Source organism: Arthrobacter sp. Alg241-R88 (genome assembly GCF_900537115.1).
Classification (GTDB): domain Bacteria; phylum Actinomycetota; class Actinomycetes; order Actinomycetales; family Micrococcaceae; genus Arthrobacter.
The window spans coordinates 277,929-293,789 of record NZ_UNRG01000005.1; the positions used below are offsets into that span (position 1 = coordinate 277,929).

13 protein-coding genes, 1 tRNA gene and 2 rRNA genes are annotated in these 15,861 nt (G+C 64.0%); 7 read left to right on the forward strand and 9 right to left on the reverse strand.

Going from position 1 to position 15,861, the window contains the following annotated elements:
* Positions 1-67: 67 nt before the first annotated feature.
* The 3 genes from G6R19_RS13490 to G6R19_RS13500 form a co-directional block, all read right to left on the reverse strand.
* On the reverse strand, positions 68-616 hold the full coding sequence (locus G6R19_RS13490; RefSeq protein ID WP_163165720.1) for a hypothetical protein: 549 nt from the start codon (positions 614-616) through the stop codon (positions 68-70).
* 273 nt (positions 617-889) lie between these two features.
* Positions 890-1,192 (reverse strand): DUF4193 domain-containing protein, encoded by a 303-nt coding sequence (locus tag G6R19_RS13495; protein WP_163165722.1) that lies wholly within the window; start codon positions 1,190-1,192, stop codon positions 890-892.
* A 92-nt stretch (positions 1,193-1,284) separates the two neighbouring features.
* Positions 1,285-1,488, reverse strand: a complete 204-nt coding sequence (locus G6R19_RS13500; RefSeq protein ID WP_163165724.1) for a hypothetical protein — start codon at positions 1,486-1,488, stop codon at positions 1,285-1,287.
* Between the two features lie 214 nt (positions 1,489-1,702).
* Here G6R19_RS13500 and G6R19_RS13505 point away from each other — a divergent pair, with 214 nt between their 5' ends.
* Positions 1,703-3,124 (forward strand): FAD-binding oxidoreductase, encoded by a 1,422-nt coding sequence (locus G6R19_RS13505; RefSeq protein ID WP_163165726.1) that lies wholly within the window; start codon positions 1,703-1,705, stop codon positions 3,122-3,124.
* Positions 3,125-3,153: 29 nt separating this feature from the next.
* On the opposite strand, the gene G6R19_RS13510 is transcribed toward G6R19_RS13505, so the two are convergent.
* Positions 3,154-3,227, reverse strand: a tRNA-Thr gene (locus G6R19_RS13510).
* A 162-nt stretch (positions 3,228-3,389) separates the two neighbouring features.
* Entirely contained in the window at positions 3,390-4,265 is an 876-nt protein-coding gene (locus tag G6R19_RS13515; protein WP_163165728.1) for a thioredoxin domain-containing protein, read from the reverse strand.
* Positions 4,266-4,444: 179 nt separating this feature from the next.
* Between G6R19_RS13515 and G6R19_RS13520 the strand changes: the two genes are divergently transcribed.
* The 4 genes from G6R19_RS13520 (at position 4,445) to G6R19_RS13535 (ending at position 9,722) form a co-directional block, all read left to right on the forward strand.
* Positions 4,445-5,941: a trehalose-6-phosphate synthase gene (locus G6R19_RS13520; RefSeq protein WP_163165730.1), complete on the forward strand. Its 1,497-nt coding sequence runs from the start codon at positions 4,445-4,447 to the stop codon at positions 5,939-5,941.
* Positions 5,931-6,773 (forward strand): trehalose-phosphatase, encoded by an 843-nt coding sequence (gene otsB / locus G6R19_RS13525; protein ID WP_163165737.1) that lies wholly within the window; start codon positions 5,931-5,933, stop codon positions 6,771-6,773. Before G6R19_RS13520 ends, otsB begins: the two co-directional genes overlap by 11 nt.
* Positions 6,774-6,984: 211 nt before the next feature.
* On the forward strand, positions 6,985-8,067 hold the full coding sequence (gene ugpC, locus G6R19_RS13530) for a sn-glycerol-3-phosphate ABC transporter ATP-binding protein UgpC (protein ID WP_050056295.1): 1,083 nt from the start codon (positions 6,985-6,987) through the stop codon (positions 8,065-8,067).
* Between the two features lie 236 nt (positions 8,068-8,303).
* Complete coding sequence (locus G6R19_RS13535; protein ID WP_163165739.1) at positions 8,304-9,722, forward strand: DUF4032 domain-containing protein; 1,419 nt, start codon at positions 8,304-8,306, stop codon at positions 9,720-9,722.
* 2 nt (positions 9,723-9,724) lie between these two features.
* On the opposite strand, the gene G6R19_RS13540 is transcribed toward G6R19_RS13535, so the two are convergent.
* A complete protein-coding gene (locus tag G6R19_RS13540) occupies positions 9,725-11,095 on the reverse strand; it encodes an FAD-linked oxidase C-terminal domain-containing protein (protein WP_163165742.1) in 1,371 nt (456 codons plus the stop codon).
* 218 nt (positions 11,096-11,313) lie between these two features.
* Here G6R19_RS13540 and G6R19_RS13545 point away from each other — a divergent pair, with 218 nt between their 5' ends.
* Positions 11,314-13,053, forward strand: a complete 1,740-nt coding sequence (locus G6R19_RS13545; protein WP_163165744.1) for a glycoside hydrolase family 13 protein — start codon at positions 11,314-11,316, stop codon at positions 13,051-13,053.
* 2 nt (positions 13,054-13,055) lie between these two features.
* Positions 13,056-14,087, forward strand: coding sequence for a LacI family DNA-binding transcriptional regulator (locus G6R19_RS13550; protein WP_163165746.1), 1,032 nt, complete (start codon positions 13,056-13,058; stop codon positions 14,085-14,087).
* Between the two features lie 12 nt (positions 14,088-14,099).
* On the opposite strand, the gene G6R19_RS13555 is transcribed toward G6R19_RS13550, so the two are convergent.
* The 3 genes from G6R19_RS13555 to G6R19_RS13565 form a co-directional block, all read right to left on the reverse strand.
* Positions 14,100-14,612 carry a hypothetical protein gene (locus G6R19_RS13555; protein WP_163165748.1) on the reverse strand — a complete coding sequence of 171 codons (513 nt, stop codon included), beginning with the start codon at positions 14,610-14,612 and terminating at the stop codon, positions 14,100-14,102.
* Positions 14,613-15,088: 476 nt separating this feature from the next.
* A 5S ribosomal RNA gene (gene rrf, locus G6R19_RS13560) occupies positions 15,089-15,205 on the reverse strand.
* A 201-nt stretch (positions 15,206-15,406) separates the two neighbouring features.
* Positions 15,407-15,861, reverse strand: a 23S ribosomal RNA gene (locus tag G6R19_RS13565); the annotation flags it as partial.

Below are 15,861 nucleotides of genomic sequence, written 5' to 3' on the forward strand. Positions count from 1 at the left end.
TCACAGCAGCGCACACAAAAGGTGCCGCACCCCCGATCGTTGGGGGTGCGGCACCTTTTGGGTTGTGTCACCAGAAGTGCGCCACGTCCACAATCAGCCGTGAGCCGGATCCCGGGCCATCGAGCGTGAACACACGGTAGGGCAGCCGGGCGCGGACGCCCAGACCGATGGTTGTGTAACCTTCAAAGCTGCCCGCCCAGGCGAGTTGACGGAAGGTCTGGTAGCCGTTGACGTTGGACAGTTCGGCCTGGTTGGCCGGGCTGTACGTGGCTTTGCCGTTGTCGTCGTAGGACGGGGCGGTCACGGTGACCTGGAGGAAAGCCTGCCCCCGGAGAGGAACGGGATTTCCGGAACCGTCCTGTGCCACCGTGTGGACGTAGCGGGCTTTGTAGCCGGCAACATCACCTTTAAGGTCAATCACCATCCGGTCGAAGCAGTAGTGCTGCCCGGTCCTGATGTTGGTGACGGCGGCGGCGCTCATGGTTTCAACGGCTTTCGCCTTCGAACCCCATTGAAGACCGCAATACGATGTGGTTGCCGAGGCGGGCCCCGGAACCAGAATTCCCAGCCCCACAGCCATTAAGAGCGCCGTGAGCCAGATGAGGAGCTTTTTCATTGTGGTGCCATCCATGTTTGGTGGAGCGGTTGGATAGCTCAAGCGTAGGAGCGCAGCACCGCCGAAACGAGGGTTGTGGCCGCTTCGGCGCGCAACCGTGAGGAAGCCAGGAAGCGCATCACGCCGCAGTAAATCCGGGGCCTTTTTGCCGCCGTCCTTAACCGTTCCGGTGCCGTTTCTGGACCCGCCCGTTATGCCGGATAACGGTGCCGGAAAGACGAAACAGCGCCGGACACCCAATGGGGTGCCCGGCGCTGTTTTTCGTACGGTGTTTCAGCCTTCGCAGTCGCGGCAGTACTTCATGCCGTTCTTCTCGCGGGCTACCTGGGACCGGTGGCGGACCAGGAAGCAGGAGGAGCAGGTGAACTCATCTGACTGCTCCGGAACAACGATGACTGTCAGTTCCTCGTTGGAAAGGTCGGCGCCGGGCAAGTCGATACCCTCGGCCGTGTCGTTTTCGTCGAGGTCGATCACTGCGGTCTGTGCGTTGCCGCCACGCGAGGCCTGCAGTGCCTCCAGGGAATCCGCGGGTGACTCTTCTTCTTGCTTGCGTGGAGCATCGTAATCGGTAGCCATTGCATGTTCACTTTCGTTGCTGCACAGCGCCATTTCAGGCACCTCAGTGAAGCAGTTTAGGTCATTATGCACTCACCCGCGCAATAGTGTGTTCAACCAGACATTCCGCCTGGTTCCGCCGCGGAATCCAGGTGCTTTTCCCGCGCCTGGTCTGCTCCGACAGCTACGCCGCTGAGGGCCGGAAGCCACCCCCACCGCGTCGCATCTGCCATGGCATCTGCAGCCTGGCCGGGGGTGTCGCAGTAAAAGGTGTCCGCGAACCAGGCCCGGAGACGGGCCGGAAAGTGAGCTGTCATGCCCCCGACCGTACGCAGCCAATGTTGTGGCCGCGTTTCGTCCCTGTCTCGCGGACATTAATCCCGTTCCTGTTGAAAGCGGATGCCGCCGTGAATTCGGGCCAGCAGCGGCCGAAAGAAGAAGCTATTGACCGGCCCGCGGAACTGCTCCTAAACTCCGGGCATCGGGATCCCCTGTGAATAGTTTTCGCCCTTTGACCCGGAAGCATCAGCGATGGCCACAGTTCATCACCACGATCCGGAACGAGACGTCCAGCAGGCACTGCAGGAGTTGCGTGGCCGGCTGCAGGGGCCCTTGATCGAGCCACAGGATCCGCTGTACGAGGAAGCCCGGGCCGTATGGAACGGCATGGTCGATCTCCGCCCACGAGCTATAGCAAAGGCTGGGGCAGTCTCGGACATTGACGTTGTTCTGGATACTGCGCGGCGCAGCGGGCTGGCGCTGGCGGTCCGCGGCGGAGGGCACAACATTGCCGGCCACGGAACCGTTGAGGGCGGCCTGGTGCTGGACCTGGGATCACTCCGGGCTGTTCAGGTGGACGTTGAACGGCGGCTCGTCACCGTTGAGCCGGGAGCTACCCTGGCTGATGTGGACCGGGCAACGGCTTCACAGGGGCTGGCTGTTCCGCTGGGGGTCATCAGCGGAACAGGGGTGGCAGGACTCACCCTTGGCGGCGGGGTGGGCTGGCTGACCCGAACCGGAGGCCTGAGCCTGGACAACCTCGAAGCCGCGGACATCGTCACCGCCGCAGGCGAACACCTGCACGCCAGCGCGGACGAAAACGCGGAACTGTTCTGGGGGCTGCGCGGCGGTGGCGGAAACTTCGGCGTCGTATCCTCTTTCACTTTCCGCGCCCATCCCCTGCCGGCGGCCCCCTTGGGCGGCAACCTCTTCTACCGGCAACAGCACTGGAAGCACGCCCTGCTGGCCTTCGATGCCTGGACCCGGGACCTGCCTGATGAGATGAACCCGATCATCTCCTTCCTGGTCTTCCCGCCCGATTTCGGCATGGGCGACGAGCCCTGGATGATTCTTGGATTCGCCTGGGCCGGCGAGGACCACCAGGCCGGCCTCAACCTCGTTGACCAGCTCCGGGCCGATGCGCCGCCTGACGAGGAGGAAGTGGGGCCGGCGTCGTGGCTGGACTGGCAGAGCGCCATGGACGCCGTGTTCCCCAAGGGCTCACGCGGCTACTGGAAGAACGTTTCGTTTTCGCGGCTGGACGAGGAGGTGGCCGACGTCGTGGTGGGTTTCGCCTCCGAGCTGGCGTGGCAGGGAACCGGTATTGACATCCATCACCTGGAGGGCGCGTTCGGGCGGGTCCCGGAGGAGGCAACAGCGTTTCCGAACCGGTCTGCGCGTTATTGGCTGAATGTTTACGGCTTCTGGCGTGACCCCGCCGAGGACGAACGGCTCACCGCCTTCGCCCGCAAGGCCTACGCCCTGATGCAGCCCTTCGCGGAGCAGGGGGAATACGTCAACTTCCTCGGGGCGGAGTTGGGGATTAAGGAGGCGGACGCCGCCCGGAGCGCCTACGGCCAGGATAAGTACCGGCGCCTCGTGGCACTCAAGGACCGCTATGATCCGCAGAATCTCCTGCGCCTGAACCACAACATCCCGCCGACGCAGGCGTGAAACGTCCCTCGGGACGGAGAGCCAATCGGAGCCCCCTGTCGGATTCGAACCGACGACCCCCGCTTTACAAGAGCGGTGCTCTGGCCAACTGAGCTAAGGAGGCGCGCCCTTGCGGGCGGGCGCCTGGACGGCGCTAGATAAGGTTAGCCCAAGTCCTCCCGGTGGTAAAAACGCCGCCTCGGTTCGGGCACGGAAGAAGCAGGCAAAGGAAAAGCCCGCCTCCGGAAACGTTCCGGAGGCGGGCCCTGATGTTCGGAAGAGACCGTTAGGCCTTGGCGTCGATGGCTGCCTGGATCTCGGCGTTCAGGTCGGTTGCGCCGTCCCACTGCTTGCCGTCAATGAAGACGGTAGGCGTACCGGTGATGCCTGTGTTCGCTGCCAGCTCCGTGGAGTACTTCACGTAGGGGCGGAAGGTCTTCTCGTCCACGCAGCTGTTGATGTCCGCACCAATGTCGCTGGCAAGGGACTTCAGCTTGTCGTCAGAGAGTCCCGCTCCGCCTTCGGCAGGCTGGTTGGCAAAAAGAACGTCCACGTATTCGGCGTACTTTTCCGGTGCCTTGTCGGCTACGCAGGCCGCAGCATTCGCGGCGCGTGAGGAGTAGTTGGTGCTGGACTGGCGGTCCAGGAAGCCCAGCGGGCGGTACTCCATGCTGATCTTGCCTTCATTACGGAGCGTGGTGAGGGCTTCGTTGTAGGTGTTTTCAAACCGCAGGCAGACCGGGCAGATGAAGTCGATGTAGGCAATCACCTTGACGGGCTGGCCGGCTTCGGCCTCGGCACCCGGTGCCACCACCGGGCTGGGCTGCGCATCAGGCTTCGCCGGCAGGTTGGCCATGTCCACGGTCGCCGCGTCTGTCTTCTTGACCTCGGTGTTGGCCAGGAGGGTCACACCACCGTTAACGTTGGCGCTGGCAGGCACCGGGCCCTGGTCTGCGATGGGGGTGTTCTGCCGGATGCCCGTCGTCACCACCAGCGCGATCACCGCCAGGATGGCCACAACGGCCACCACAATTCCCCACCCGATCAGCAGCTTGTTGCGCTTGTCCTTTTTCAGCTGGGCTTCACGGATCAGCCGCGCTTTCTCGCGGGCCTCCGCGGTTCGCTCAGCTTTGGACTTACGTACTTCGTTTGCGGGGCTCATGTGTTCCTTGGGTCGATTGACGAGGGGGACCAATTCGTGGCAACCCCATTATTTTAGGGGAGAAAGCTGAGAGCTTGCCTTTTCAAGTATTCTGCCGGATTGACCAACGGACGAATAGCATGGAAGATTCCGTCCCGTTAGGGTGGGCTGAGAGGCACAAGCAACCCCAGGGGGCCGCAATGCAAACACCCGTCCAGGAAAAACCTGCCACCGCAGCCGGGTCCGGCGCCGCCGGCTCCGGCGGGAAAACGAAGTACGACTTTATGGTGGTCTCGAACAGGCTGCCTGTTGACCGCTGCGCCCCGGGCGACAGCGGTGACGACGGCTCCGGGTGGCGCCGGTCCCCCGGCGGCCTGGTGACCGCACTGGCGCCGATGATGACCAAGACCGACGGCGCGTGGGTGGGCTGGCACGGCGCCCCGGATGAGACGGTGGAACCGTTCAGCCACGGCGGCATGGACCTGGTTCCGGTCCAGCTGAGCGCTGACGACGTAGAGCTCTACTACGAGGGTTTCTCCAACGCGACGCTGTGGCCGCTCTACCATGACGTCATCGCCCCGCCGGAATTCCACCGGACGTGGTGGGACGCCTACCGCACGGTCAACAGAAGGTTCGCCGACGCCGTCGTACGCCATGCTGACGATGGCGCCACAGTGTGGATCCAGGACTACCAGCTGCAGCTGGTGCCCCGGATGCTCCGGGAGGCGCGGCCGGACCTCCGGATCGGCTTCTTCAACCACATCCCGTTCCCCCCGCCGGAGATCTTCGCCCAGCTGCCCTGGCGCCAGGCCATCATCGACGGCCTCCTCGGCGCGGACCTGGTGGGCTTCCAGCGGCCCAGTGACGCCGGAAACTTCATGCGCTCCGCCCGGCGCTTCCTGGGCGCCAGCGTCAAGCAGCAGCAGGTGCACGTTAAGGGCCAGGACGGGGAAATCACCCACATCGCCCGCGCCCAGGCGTTCCCCATCTCCATCGACGTCCAGCAAATCACCGAGTTGGCCCAAAAGCCCGAGATCATTGAGCGCGCGCGCCAGATCCGCCAGGACCTCGGCAACCCGAAAACCATCCTGCTTGGCGTGGACCGCCTCGACTACACCAAAGGCATCAGGCACCGGCTGAAGGCGTTCGAGGAACTCCTGGCGGACGGCAAGCTGTCCGTTGGTGATGCCACGTTGATCCAGGTTGCCAGCCCCAGCCGCGAACGCGTTGAACAGTACCGGCTCCTGCGTGAGGAGGTTGAGGGCACGGTAGGCCACATCAACGGCACTTACGACACCCTCGAGAACACCGCGGTCCGCTACCTGCACCACAGCTACCCCGTGGAGGAGATGGTGGCCCTGTACCTGGCCGCGGACGTCATGCTGGTAACCGCCCTGCGGGACGGCATGAACCTCGTGGCCAAGGAGTATGTCACGGCCCGCACCAACAATGATGGCGCCCTGGTGCTCAGCGAGTTTGCCGGCGCGGCCGACCAGCTCAAGCAGGCGCTGCTGATGAACCCGCACGACATCGATGGCTTGAAGAGCGCGATTATGCGGGCTGTGGAACTGCCGCCCCGGGACGCCTCCCGGCGGATGCGGGCCATGCGCAAGCAGATCCTTGAGCACGATGTGGACTACTGGTCCGCCGAGTTCCTCCGGGCCCTTGAGGAGAAGGCGGTCCGTGATGACTCCTGACGGCCGCGCCGGCAACGGCAAGTTGGCACTGACGCCGGAGCTTCGCGAGGCCCTTCGGCGCGTCGCTGCGACGGATCACTTGCTGGTGGCCATGGACTTCGACGGCACCATGGCTCCCATCGTTGGCCACGCCGACGACGCCCGCCCCCTCCCCCGCGCCGCCACGGCGTTTGCCGGCCTCGCCGTGCTGCCCAGGACGACGACGGCGCTCATCTCCGGGCGCGCCCTCGCCAGCCTGCGAAGCGTCGCGTCGCCGCCGGTGGACACCCTCCTGATTGGCAGCCATGGGGCAGAGGCATGGCTGGGGCCGGGATCGACAGGACTGACGCTCGATGAGGAGCAAAAGGCCCTGCTTGCCGAGGTCCGCAGCATCCTTGCGGAAATCGTCGAGGAGGCACCGGGCACCATGCTGGAGGACAAGCCCGCCGGGGTGGTCTTGCACACGCGCCTGGCGGACGACGACGTGGCGCAGGACGCGGTATCCGCCGCACGCTCGGTGCTGCAGGACCGCAAGGGGGTCTTCCTCAAAGACGGCAAACGCGTCCTTGAAACCTCCGTGGTGAACGCCTCCAAGGGCGAGGGCGTTACCTTCCTTCGCCAGGTCACCGGGGCCACGGCCGTCCTGTTTGCCGGCGACGACACGACGGACGAGGATGCGCTGGCCCGGCTGGAGCCCGGGGACGTGGGCGTGAAGGTGGGCCTGGACTTCACCCAGGCCCAGTACCGCGTGGAGGCGCCGGTGCACGTGGCGGAGATGCTGGAAGTGCTGCTTCAGGAGCGGAGCCTTGCTGTTGCCGAGGAAGACCAGCAAGGTTTTCACGGCAGAAGTTGACCAAGGTCATATGTGACGTCCGTAACATTTGCGACTAAAAGCACAACATCTGACATACTCTTGCTTGTGATGTGGCGCACAAGCACCGTGCGGCGTCACTCGACGCTCTCCGACCTTGGTTGAGGAACGTCTGCAGCACAAAACTGAACAAACATGAACCATTCACAACGGATCGTCCGGCACGTACCTGCCGGTGAAGGGATTGATAACTGTGGCTACAGTTACTTTTGATAACGCTACGCGTCTGTACCCGGGCACAGAAAAGCCCGCCGTCGATAAGCTCAACATCGACATCGCCGATGGCGAATTCCTCGTCCTCGTTGGACCCTCCGGTTGCGGCAAGTCCACCTCCCTGCGTATGCTCGCAGGCCTTGAGGACGTCAACGCAGGCCGTATCCTCATCGGCGACCGCGACGTCACCGACGTTCCGCCGAAGGACCGCGACATCGCGATGGTTTTCCAGAACTACGCGCTGTACCCGCACATGACTGTGGCCGACAACATGGGCTTCGCCCTGAAGATCGCCGGCGTCTCCAAGGAAGAGCGCGCCGAGCGCGTCCGTGAAGCCGCCAAGCTCCTTGACCTCGAGCCCTACCTGGACCGCAAGCCCAAGGCACTCTCCGGCGGCCAGCGCCAGCGTGTTGCCATGGGCCGCGCCATCGTCCGTAACCCGCAGGTCTTCCTCATGGATGAGCCGCTTTCCAACCTGGACGCCAAGCTCCGTGTGCAGACCCGCACCCAGATCGCATCCCTGACCCGCCGCCTGGGCGTCACCACTGTCTACGTGACGCACGACCAGGTCGAGGCAATGACCATGGGCGACCGCGTTGCTGTGCTGAAGGACGGCCTGCTGATGCAGGTGGACACCCCGCGCAACCTGTACGACAAGCCCAAGAACGTTTTCGTGGCCGGCTTCATCGGCTCCCCCGCCATGAACCTGCTCGAACTGCCGGTCGTCGACGGCGGCGTGCAGTTCGGCGGCACGGTTTACCCGGTACCGCGCGACGTCCTCCAGGAGGCACACGGCTCCACCGTGACGCTGGGCTCCCGCCCGGAGGACCTTGAGACCGCTCCGCACGGCGAAGGCCTGAAGGTAGAGGTCGACGTCGTCGAGGAACTGGGTGCCGACGCCTACGTCTACGGCCACACCACCCTTGACGGCAAGGACCACGACATCGTGGCACGCGTCGACGGCCGCCGCCCCCCGATGAAGGGCGAGTCCATCTACGTCCGTCCGCAGTCGGGCCACGTGCACCTGTTCGACACCAAGACCGGCCTGCGCCTGGGCGACTAATCCCCACCGGCACCCTAGCCTCGCTCCGCTTCGGCCAGGGAACCCTGCCGGCGTGGGCCCATCCACCGGCACCCTAGCCTCGCTCCGCTTCGGCCAGGGAACCCTGCCGGCGTGGGCCCAAGGTAAGCACCGCATGAAACTGACGGCGGCCCTCCTTTACTGGACGGCCGCCGTCGGCCTTAACCGTGCCGGCAGAAGAATTAGCTGGCCACGCCTATGTACGGAAGAATTGACCCATGACCGAGGAATACAGCGCCCAGTGGCACGACGAACCCACCGACTATGCGCAGGTGGGGAAGCTGCCCCGGTTCGTGGCGGCGAGCGCGGACGACGGCAAGCTCGCTTCGGTCTCCAGTTCACTGAACATTACGGCGGCAGCGGCTGATCCTGAGCTGCTTGACCTGCCGTGGCACATCGCGCTGGAGGACTGGCCGGCGGAGAACCTGGCCGCCCTCCCCCGCGGCATTTCCCGGCACATCGTCCGCTTCGCCCACCTCGGCGGCTCGGTGATCGCCATCAAGGAAACCTCCGAGCACGTCGCGCGGCATGAATACCACATGCTCCGCAAACTGGCCCGGCTGGACGTGCCCTGCGTGGAGCCCGTCGCCGTTATCACCGGCCGCACCACCTTGGACGGCAGGCCGCTGAACCCGGTGCTGGTCACCCGGCACCTGAAGTTCTCAATGCCGTACCGCGCCCTGTTCTCCCAGATGCTCCGCAAGGACACACTCACCCGACTCATCGATGCGCAGGCGCTGCTGATGGTGCGGCTGCACCTGATCGGCTTTTACTGGGGCGACGTTTCCCTGTCCAACACCCTGTTCCGCCGCGACGCCGGCGCCTTCGCCGCCTACCTGGTGGACGCCGAAACCGGTGAGCTGTATCCGGACCTGTCCACCGGCCAGCGCGAGTACGACCTGGAAATCGCGCGGGTGAACATTGCCGGCGAGCTGATGGACTTGCTGGACGGTGGGCTGATCGAGGAAAAGGTGGACCCCGTGGCCACCAGCGAACTGATCATGGACAGCTACCGCCGCCTGTGGGCAGAGCTCACGGAGAAGGAGTCCTTCGAACTCGGTGAGCGGTGGCGCGTGAGCGCCAGAATACGACGGCTCAATGAACTCGGCTTCGACGTCGAGGAATACGCCATCAAGACCACCCAGAACGGGTCCACTATCCAGCTGCAGCCCAAAGTGGTGGACGCCGGACACCACCAGCGGCGGCTCCTGCGGCTTACGGGTATCGACGCGCAGGAGAACCAGGCCCGGCGGCTCCTTAATGACATGGACTCTTTCCGGGCGGACAACAACCCGGACATGGACGAGGAATACAGCGCCCACCTCTGGGTGAGCCAGATCTTCGAGCCGATCGTCAGGTCCATCCCGCGGGACCTTTCCGGGAAGCTGGAGCCCGCCGAAGTGGTGCACGAGGTCCTGGAGCACCGCTGGTACATGTCCGAAAAGCAGGAGCGGCACATCCCCCTGGCCGAGGCCGTCCAGTCCTACATCGACTCCATCCTCCGGCACCGCCGGGACGAGGCCGCGATCATGCTCAACCCGGACACCGGGCTGCTGAAGATCCTCGAGGTGGAAACTGAGGAGTCCCGTTACGGCGAAGACGAGTCGATTGACGAATACCCGGATTCGGACGACTAGGGCTAGATTGCCTTGCCGGGATTCAGGATGCCGGCAGGATCAAACAATTCCTTGATCCTGCGCTGGAACTCCCGGACCGGTTCCGGCTGCTCCTGGCCCAGCCACCGCAGTTTGTACTGCCCCACGCCGTGTTCGCCGGTAATGGTTCCACCCATGTGCAGGGCTGCGGTGATGGATTCATCAAGGACCTGCTGGAGCCTCGCCATGGCGGCGGTATCCACCACGCTGTCCTTCCGGTCTATCCAGAAGGTGGGGTGCAGGTTGCCGTCGCCCGCGTGGGCCACTACCTTCAGGTGCACGCCGTGGCTGGCGGCCATGGCCTCCAGGGCAGCGACGTAATCAACAAGCCGGGAGCGGGGCACCGCGACGTCCTCTCCCACCCGGTACTCATCATCCACTTCCACGCCCCTGCTGTGCCGCCTGAGCTCCACCAGGCGTTCTGCCTCTGCGCTGGCTTCCGTGGTGACAGTTGCCCCGCCGGCCTTCAGGACCTCCCGGACCACTTCCGCTTCGGCGGCAGCACCGAAGCCGTCCGTCTGGACCAGGAGCAGGGACTTGCCGCGTGCCGTAAGGTCCGATCCGTGGATCTCATCCAGCTGGGCCAGCGTACCGCCGTCGAGCAATTCCATGATGGCGGGCTGCACCCGTGCCCTGCCCACTGCAAGGACCCCGGCCGCGGCGAGACGGAAGTCGGGGTAAAAAGCGGCAACGGTGTGCACTTTCCGGGGAAGATACTTCAGGCGTACGGTCACGCCCACCACGATGCCAAGTGTTCCCTCCGAGCCGACAAACAGGCCGGTCAGGTCATAGCCGGCTACGCCCTTGAAGGTCTGGTGGCCGGTATGGATGAGCGAGCCGTCAGCCAGCACGACGTCCAGCGCAAGGACAGAGTCCCTGGTGACGCCGTATTTGGCGCACCGCAGGCCGCCCGCATTGGTGGCAACGTTGCCGCCGATGGTGGAGGTGCGGAAGCTGGCTGGATCCGGCGCGTACATGAGTCCGTGCACCACTGCCGCCTCATTAAGCACGGCATTAATGACCCCCGGTTCCACCACGGCTGTTTCGTCGTCAGGGTTCAGGTCCAGGATCCGGTCCATGCGTTCGAGGGACAGGATGATGCAGCCCTGGGTGGCATGGGCACCGCCGGAGACTCCGGTCCCGGCGCCCCGGGGCACGATTGGCACTGCACTGTCCGCACAGATCCGTACCACAGCCTGTACGTCCGGCACTGACTCCGGGAACACCACCGCCAGCGGGAGCTGGTAGTCAAGGATGGGCGCCTGGTCCACCGCGTACCGGCTGAGGGTAACTTCCGCCCGGTCCACCTGGCCGGCTGCCAGCACGGTCTCCAGCTCCTCAACTACGCTTCCCACGAAGCCTCCATCCGTCGTCGCACACGTCCCACCAGTGTAGGACGGTGCTGTGGGGCGGCAGCGCGAAGGGCTCCGCTGGCGGCAACGAGTGTGCGGAAAACTTCTGCAAGCGCTTCCAGTCCCTGACCTGCGGAAAGGCTGATCTCGGCGAGTTTATTTCTATTGCTAGCTGTGGAAGCGTTTCCATTCCTAGCGTTAGAGCGTCTAAGCTTGCTTCCATGTCTGTCGAAACTGTGACGCTCACCACCACTCCCCAAACCGGGCCGTCGACCCTGGTCCACCAAGAGGACAGCCAGCCCGGATGGTGGCGCTCCGCCGTGATTTACCAGGTCTACCCCCGCTCGTTCCGTGACCTCAATGGCGACGGCGTGGGCGACATTGCGGGCATCACAGAGGAGCTGCCGCACCTGGCGGACCTTGGAGTGGACGCTGTATGGCTGTCCCCCTTCTACCGCTCTCCTCAGCGCGACGCCGGCTACGACGTCAGCGACTACTGCGACGTGGACCCCATCTTCGGCACCCTCGGTGACTTCGACGTTATGATGGCCGAATCCCACCGGCTGGGCCTGCGCGTCATCGTGGACCTGGTGCCCAACCACTGCTCAGACCAGCACCAGTTGTTCCAGGCAGCCCTCGCGGCGCCGGCCGGCAGCCCGGAACGGGAGATGTTTATCTTCCGCGACGGCCTTGGGCCTGGTGGCCATGAACCGCCCAACAACTGGCAGTCCCACTTCGGCGGACCAGCCTGGACCCGAGTGACCGGGCCGGACGGCCAGCCGGAGCAGTGGTACCTGCACCTTTTTGATTCATCCCAGCCCGACTTCAACTGGGACAACCCCGCCGTCCACACCGAATTCGAACGGATTCTCCGGTTCTGGCTGGACCGCGGCGTTTCCGGCTTCCGCGTGGACGTGGCCCACGCGCTGGTCAAGGCCCCGGGGCTCCCCGCGTGGGGAGGTCGGGCCGACGGAGGAAGTTCGGACGGCTTCCCGGGACATGAGGCACCGATGTTCGGCCAGCCGGCCATCCACGGGATCTATCGTGAGTGGCGCAGGATACTGGACCAGTACGGCCCGGATCGGATTCTTTGTGCAGAGGCCAGCGTTGACCTCCCCCGGCTTGCGCAGTGGGTCAGGCCGGACGAGATGCACCAGGCCTTCAACTTTCCGTACCTGCACGCAGGGCTGGATGTATACCGGCTGCGGTCGGTCATTACGGACTCCCTGACGGTTTTGGACGCCGTTGGCGCTCCCAGCACCTGGGTGCTTTCCAATCACGACGTCGTGCGGCACGCCAGCCGCTTCGGCTATAACGGGCATGGGCCCCGCGATGGTGACGGCATCGGACCCGCAGATCCGCAGCCGGATGCGGCCTTGGGCCGGCACCGGGCGGCTGCTGCCTCGCTGTTTATGCTCGGGCTTCCGGGGGCGGCTTATGTCTACCAGGGTGAGGAGCTTGGACTGCCGGACGGCATCGACATCCCTGAGCACCTTCGCCAGGACCCCACGTTCGCCAGAACGGGCGGAGAACGGCTGGGCCGGGACGGCTGCCGGGTTCCGTTGCCCTGGCGCGCGAATGAGCGCCACCTTGGATTTGGTTCCGGGAGCGACCCATGGCTGCCGCTGCCGTCCTCGTTCAGCGGACTGGCACGGGACGTGCAGGCTGAATCGCCGTCGTCGCACCTCGCCCTGTACCGGCGCATGCTCGCCGTCCGCCGCGAGCTGGATCTGGGCCGTGGGTCATTGGCGTGGGCGGAGGATTGGTGCACCGGTTCATCCCTGGCGTATGTCAACGGCACTACGCTGGTGCTTATGAACCTCAACCACGAGCCGCTGGAAATGCCTGCCGGCCAGGTCCTCGTCCGCAGCGCCTCAACAACCTCAGCAGCCTCGGGCAGTCTCCTTGCTTCCGGTGAAACCGCCTGGATCAGGATCGGATTGGACACCCCGGCAGAGTGAGCATGGCGGGCATCAAGGATGTTGCTGACAAGGCGGGCCTGTCCGTAGCCACCGTTTCGCGGGCACTAAGCGGCAAACCGAATGTGTCGGCCAAGAGCCGGAAACTGGCGCTGGAGGCGGCGGGGGAACTGGGGTTTGTCCCGTCCTATCACGCCTCCAGCCTTGCCTCCGGACGGAACCACAACATTGGCCTCGTGATTCCCGCCATCCACCGCTGGTACTTCTCGTCGGTTCTTGAGGGTGTATCTGAAGTCCTTTTGGAAGCCGGCTTCGACCTGACGCTCTACAACGTGGGCCACGAGCCGGAGCACCGTCACCGCGTGCTCAACGATTTCCTGCTCCGGAAACGCCTCGACGCGGTAATCGCCGTGGCCCTGGTGCTCAGCGATGCGGAGATCCAGCAGCTGCTGGCCGTCCATCGCCCCATTGTGGGCGTTGGCGGCACCTTGCCCGGTGCTTCTACCATCAGGATCGACGACGAGCGGTTGGCCGGCATGGCCACCGACCACCTGGTACGGCTCGGACATACCCGGATAGCCCACGTCACCGGCAACGCGGCCCTCGATCAGGACTTCAAGCTGCCGGGTATCAGGCACGTGGGCTACCAGAAAGCCATGGCGGCCGCCGGTTTGGAAGTCCGCCCTGAATGGCAGATCGCCGCCGACTTCACTGTCCAGGGCGCCTACACGGCTGCCCGCAGGCTACTAGGCACAACTGCGGAACGTCCCACGGCGGTGTTCGCTGCCTCCGATGAGATGGCCGTGGGAACCATCCTCGCCGCCCGGGACTTCGGTTTGCACGTTCCGCGGGATCTCTCGGTGGTGGGCATGGACGGCCACGAATTGGGTGAAACGTTCGGCCTGACGACCATCGACCAGGACCCCCGCGGACAGGGCGCTTTGGCCGCCAGGACAGCCCTGCAGTTGCTCGAGTCCAAGAGGGAACCCGACGGCACACGGGTAGCGCCGGATGCCGACCAGGAGTTCCCGACCCAGTTCGTCATCAGGGCCAGCACGGCGGTGCCGCCGGCCTGATACGGGACCGCCTCAGCCTTTCGCGTCCCCGGCTTCCGGGACGCCCATAAAGCGGCGATACTTGGCAAGAATCAGTGGCCAGGCAGCGAGGTACCGTGCGCGCTCTGCGGACGGGTTCTCGGCCCCTTCCCAACCCTCGTGGAACACCCTTACTTCCGTCCCGTCCGCCATTGCCCTGAAGACCACCAGCAGTTCGGTGGACCACAGGGCGCTGGAGCCGGGGTGCCACGTCGCATGGAAGGACAGCGGCGGTTGCCAGTCGTCGAGGGTGCCCCAGATACTGGTCCGGCCGTCGTCAGCAGTTTCAAGGATGAGGTTCTCCTCGAACTCTACATAGGACCCCGAGCCGTATACGCCAAACATATCCAGCGGCCACCAAAGGTGCGTATGGTCGGTGAAGCCGGCGAAGGCGTGAGACACGCTTCCGGGCACAACCACTGTGTTGACCACAGGGTCGAGGAGCTCGACGGGACTCTTGTCATTGCTTCCGAAGGGTTCGTTGCCGTGGCTGAAGAGGCTGTCCATGGTGTTCAACTCTACCCGCGACGTCCCTCCGGGAACGCGCCATCACATCCTGCGCCCCTCCCTGCGACGCCCCACCACCTCCCGCAGCTTTTCGCCGGACGCTCTCTCACTTGATGTGGTTTTTTGGGTGATGCTCTCTCACTTGATGTGGCCTTTCGGAGCGACGCTCTCTCAGTTGGCGGTGTTCCAGGTGTTGCTCTTCCGTGTGATGGCCGACGACGACGGCTGGTTTGGGATGCTGCCGGCTGGGCCTTAACTCCTGGGCGGGTGAGGGATCGTTTGGTTGAGAACACGTCGAGTGAGAGAGCGATCGGAAAAAGCCCGCGTTAAGTGAGAGAGGGATCGGGAAAAGGCCGCGTTAAGTGAGAGAACGACCGGGAAAAACCCGCACTAAGTGAGAGAGGGTTCCGGGTGGTGTTTTKGTTGTTAAATGTGGGAGGCCCCAACCTGGTGGTTGGGGCCTCGACCTAATGGTTGTCCGGCGGTGACCTACTCTCCCACACCCTCCCGGGTGCAGTACCATCGGCGCTGTGGGTCTTAGCTTCCGGGTTCGGAATGGGACCGGGCGTTTCCCCCACGCTATGACCGCCGTAACCCTTCTACCCGTCCCCCGGTGCGGGGGTGGGAAAACTGTGGTTACAACATTGTGGTGTTGTTATTCAGTTGTTTGTTCCCTGCAACGTACCGGTTTGGTTTGTTGTTTGGGAACCACATAGTGGACGCAAGCAGTCTTATTTATCTTTTTACCAGTGCTTGGTGTGAACGTCTTTTGAATGCCGTTCACGCAGTGGTGTGTGGTGTAAGTTATCGGCCTATTAGTACCGGTCAGCTTCACGAGTCGTTAGTCCTCGCTTCCACATCCGGCCTATCAACCCAGTGGTCTGGCTGGGGGCCTCTCACACACAAGGTGTATGGAAATCTCATCTTGAAGCGAGCTTCCCGCTTAGATGCTTTCAGCGGTTATCCCATCCGAACGTAGCTAATCAGCGGTGCACTTGGCAGTACAACTGACACACCAGAGGTTCGTCCGTCCCGGTCCTCTCGTACTAAGGACAGCCCTTCTCAAATTTCCTGCGCGCGCAGCGGATAGGGACCGAACTGTCTCACGACGTTCTAAACCCAGCTCGCGTACCGCTTTAATGGGCGAACAGCCCAACCCTTGGGACCTACTCCAGCCCCAGGATGCGACGAGCCGACATCGAGGTGCCAAACCATGCCGTCGATATGGACTCTTGGGCAAGATCAGCCT

Bases quoted from the DNA above. Each gene is read 5' to 3' on its own strand.
- G6R19_RS13515 (WP_163165728.1), bottom strand. From the start codon at position 4,265: ATGAGCCCCGCAAACGAAGTACGTAAGTCCAAAGCTGAGCGAACCGCG.
- G6R19_RS13535 (WP_163165739.1), top strand. From the start codon at position 8,304: ATGACCGAGGAATACAGCGCCCAGTGGCACGACGAACCCACCGACTAT.
- G6R19_RS13490 (WP_163165720.1), bottom strand. From the start codon at position 616: ATGAAAAAGCTCCTCATCTGGCTCACGGCGCTCTTAATGGCTGTGGGG.
- otsB (WP_163165737.1), top strand. From the start codon at position 5,931: ATGACTCCTGACGGCCGCGCCGGCAACGGCAAGTTGGCACTGACGCCG.
- G6R19_RS13550 (WP_163165746.1), top strand. From the start codon at position 13,056: ATGGCGGGCATCAAGGATGTTGCTGACAAGGCGGGCCTGTCCGTAGCC.
- G6R19_RS13555 (WP_163165748.1), bottom strand. From the start codon at position 14,612: ATGGACAGCCTCTTCAGCCACGGCAACGAACCCTTCGGAAGCAATGAC.
- G6R19_RS13500 (WP_163165724.1), bottom strand. From the start codon at position 1,488: ATGACAGCTCACTTTCCGGCCCGTCTCCGGGCCTGGTTCGCGGACACC.
- G6R19_RS13520 (WP_163165730.1), top strand. From the start codon at position 4,445: ATGCAAACACCCGTCCAGGAAAAACCTGCCACCGCAGCCGGGTCCGGC.
- G6R19_RS13495 (WP_163165722.1), bottom strand. From the start codon at position 1,192: ATGGCTACCGATTACGATGCTCCACGCAAGCAAGAAGAAGAGTCACCC.
- G6R19_RS13545 (WP_163165744.1), top strand. From the start codon at position 11,314: ATGTCTGTCGAAACTGTGACGCTCACCACCACTCCCCAAACCGGGCCG.
- G6R19_RS13505 (WP_163165726.1), top strand. From the start codon at position 1,703: ATGGCCACAGTTCATCACCACGATCCGGAACGAGACGTCCAGCAGGCA.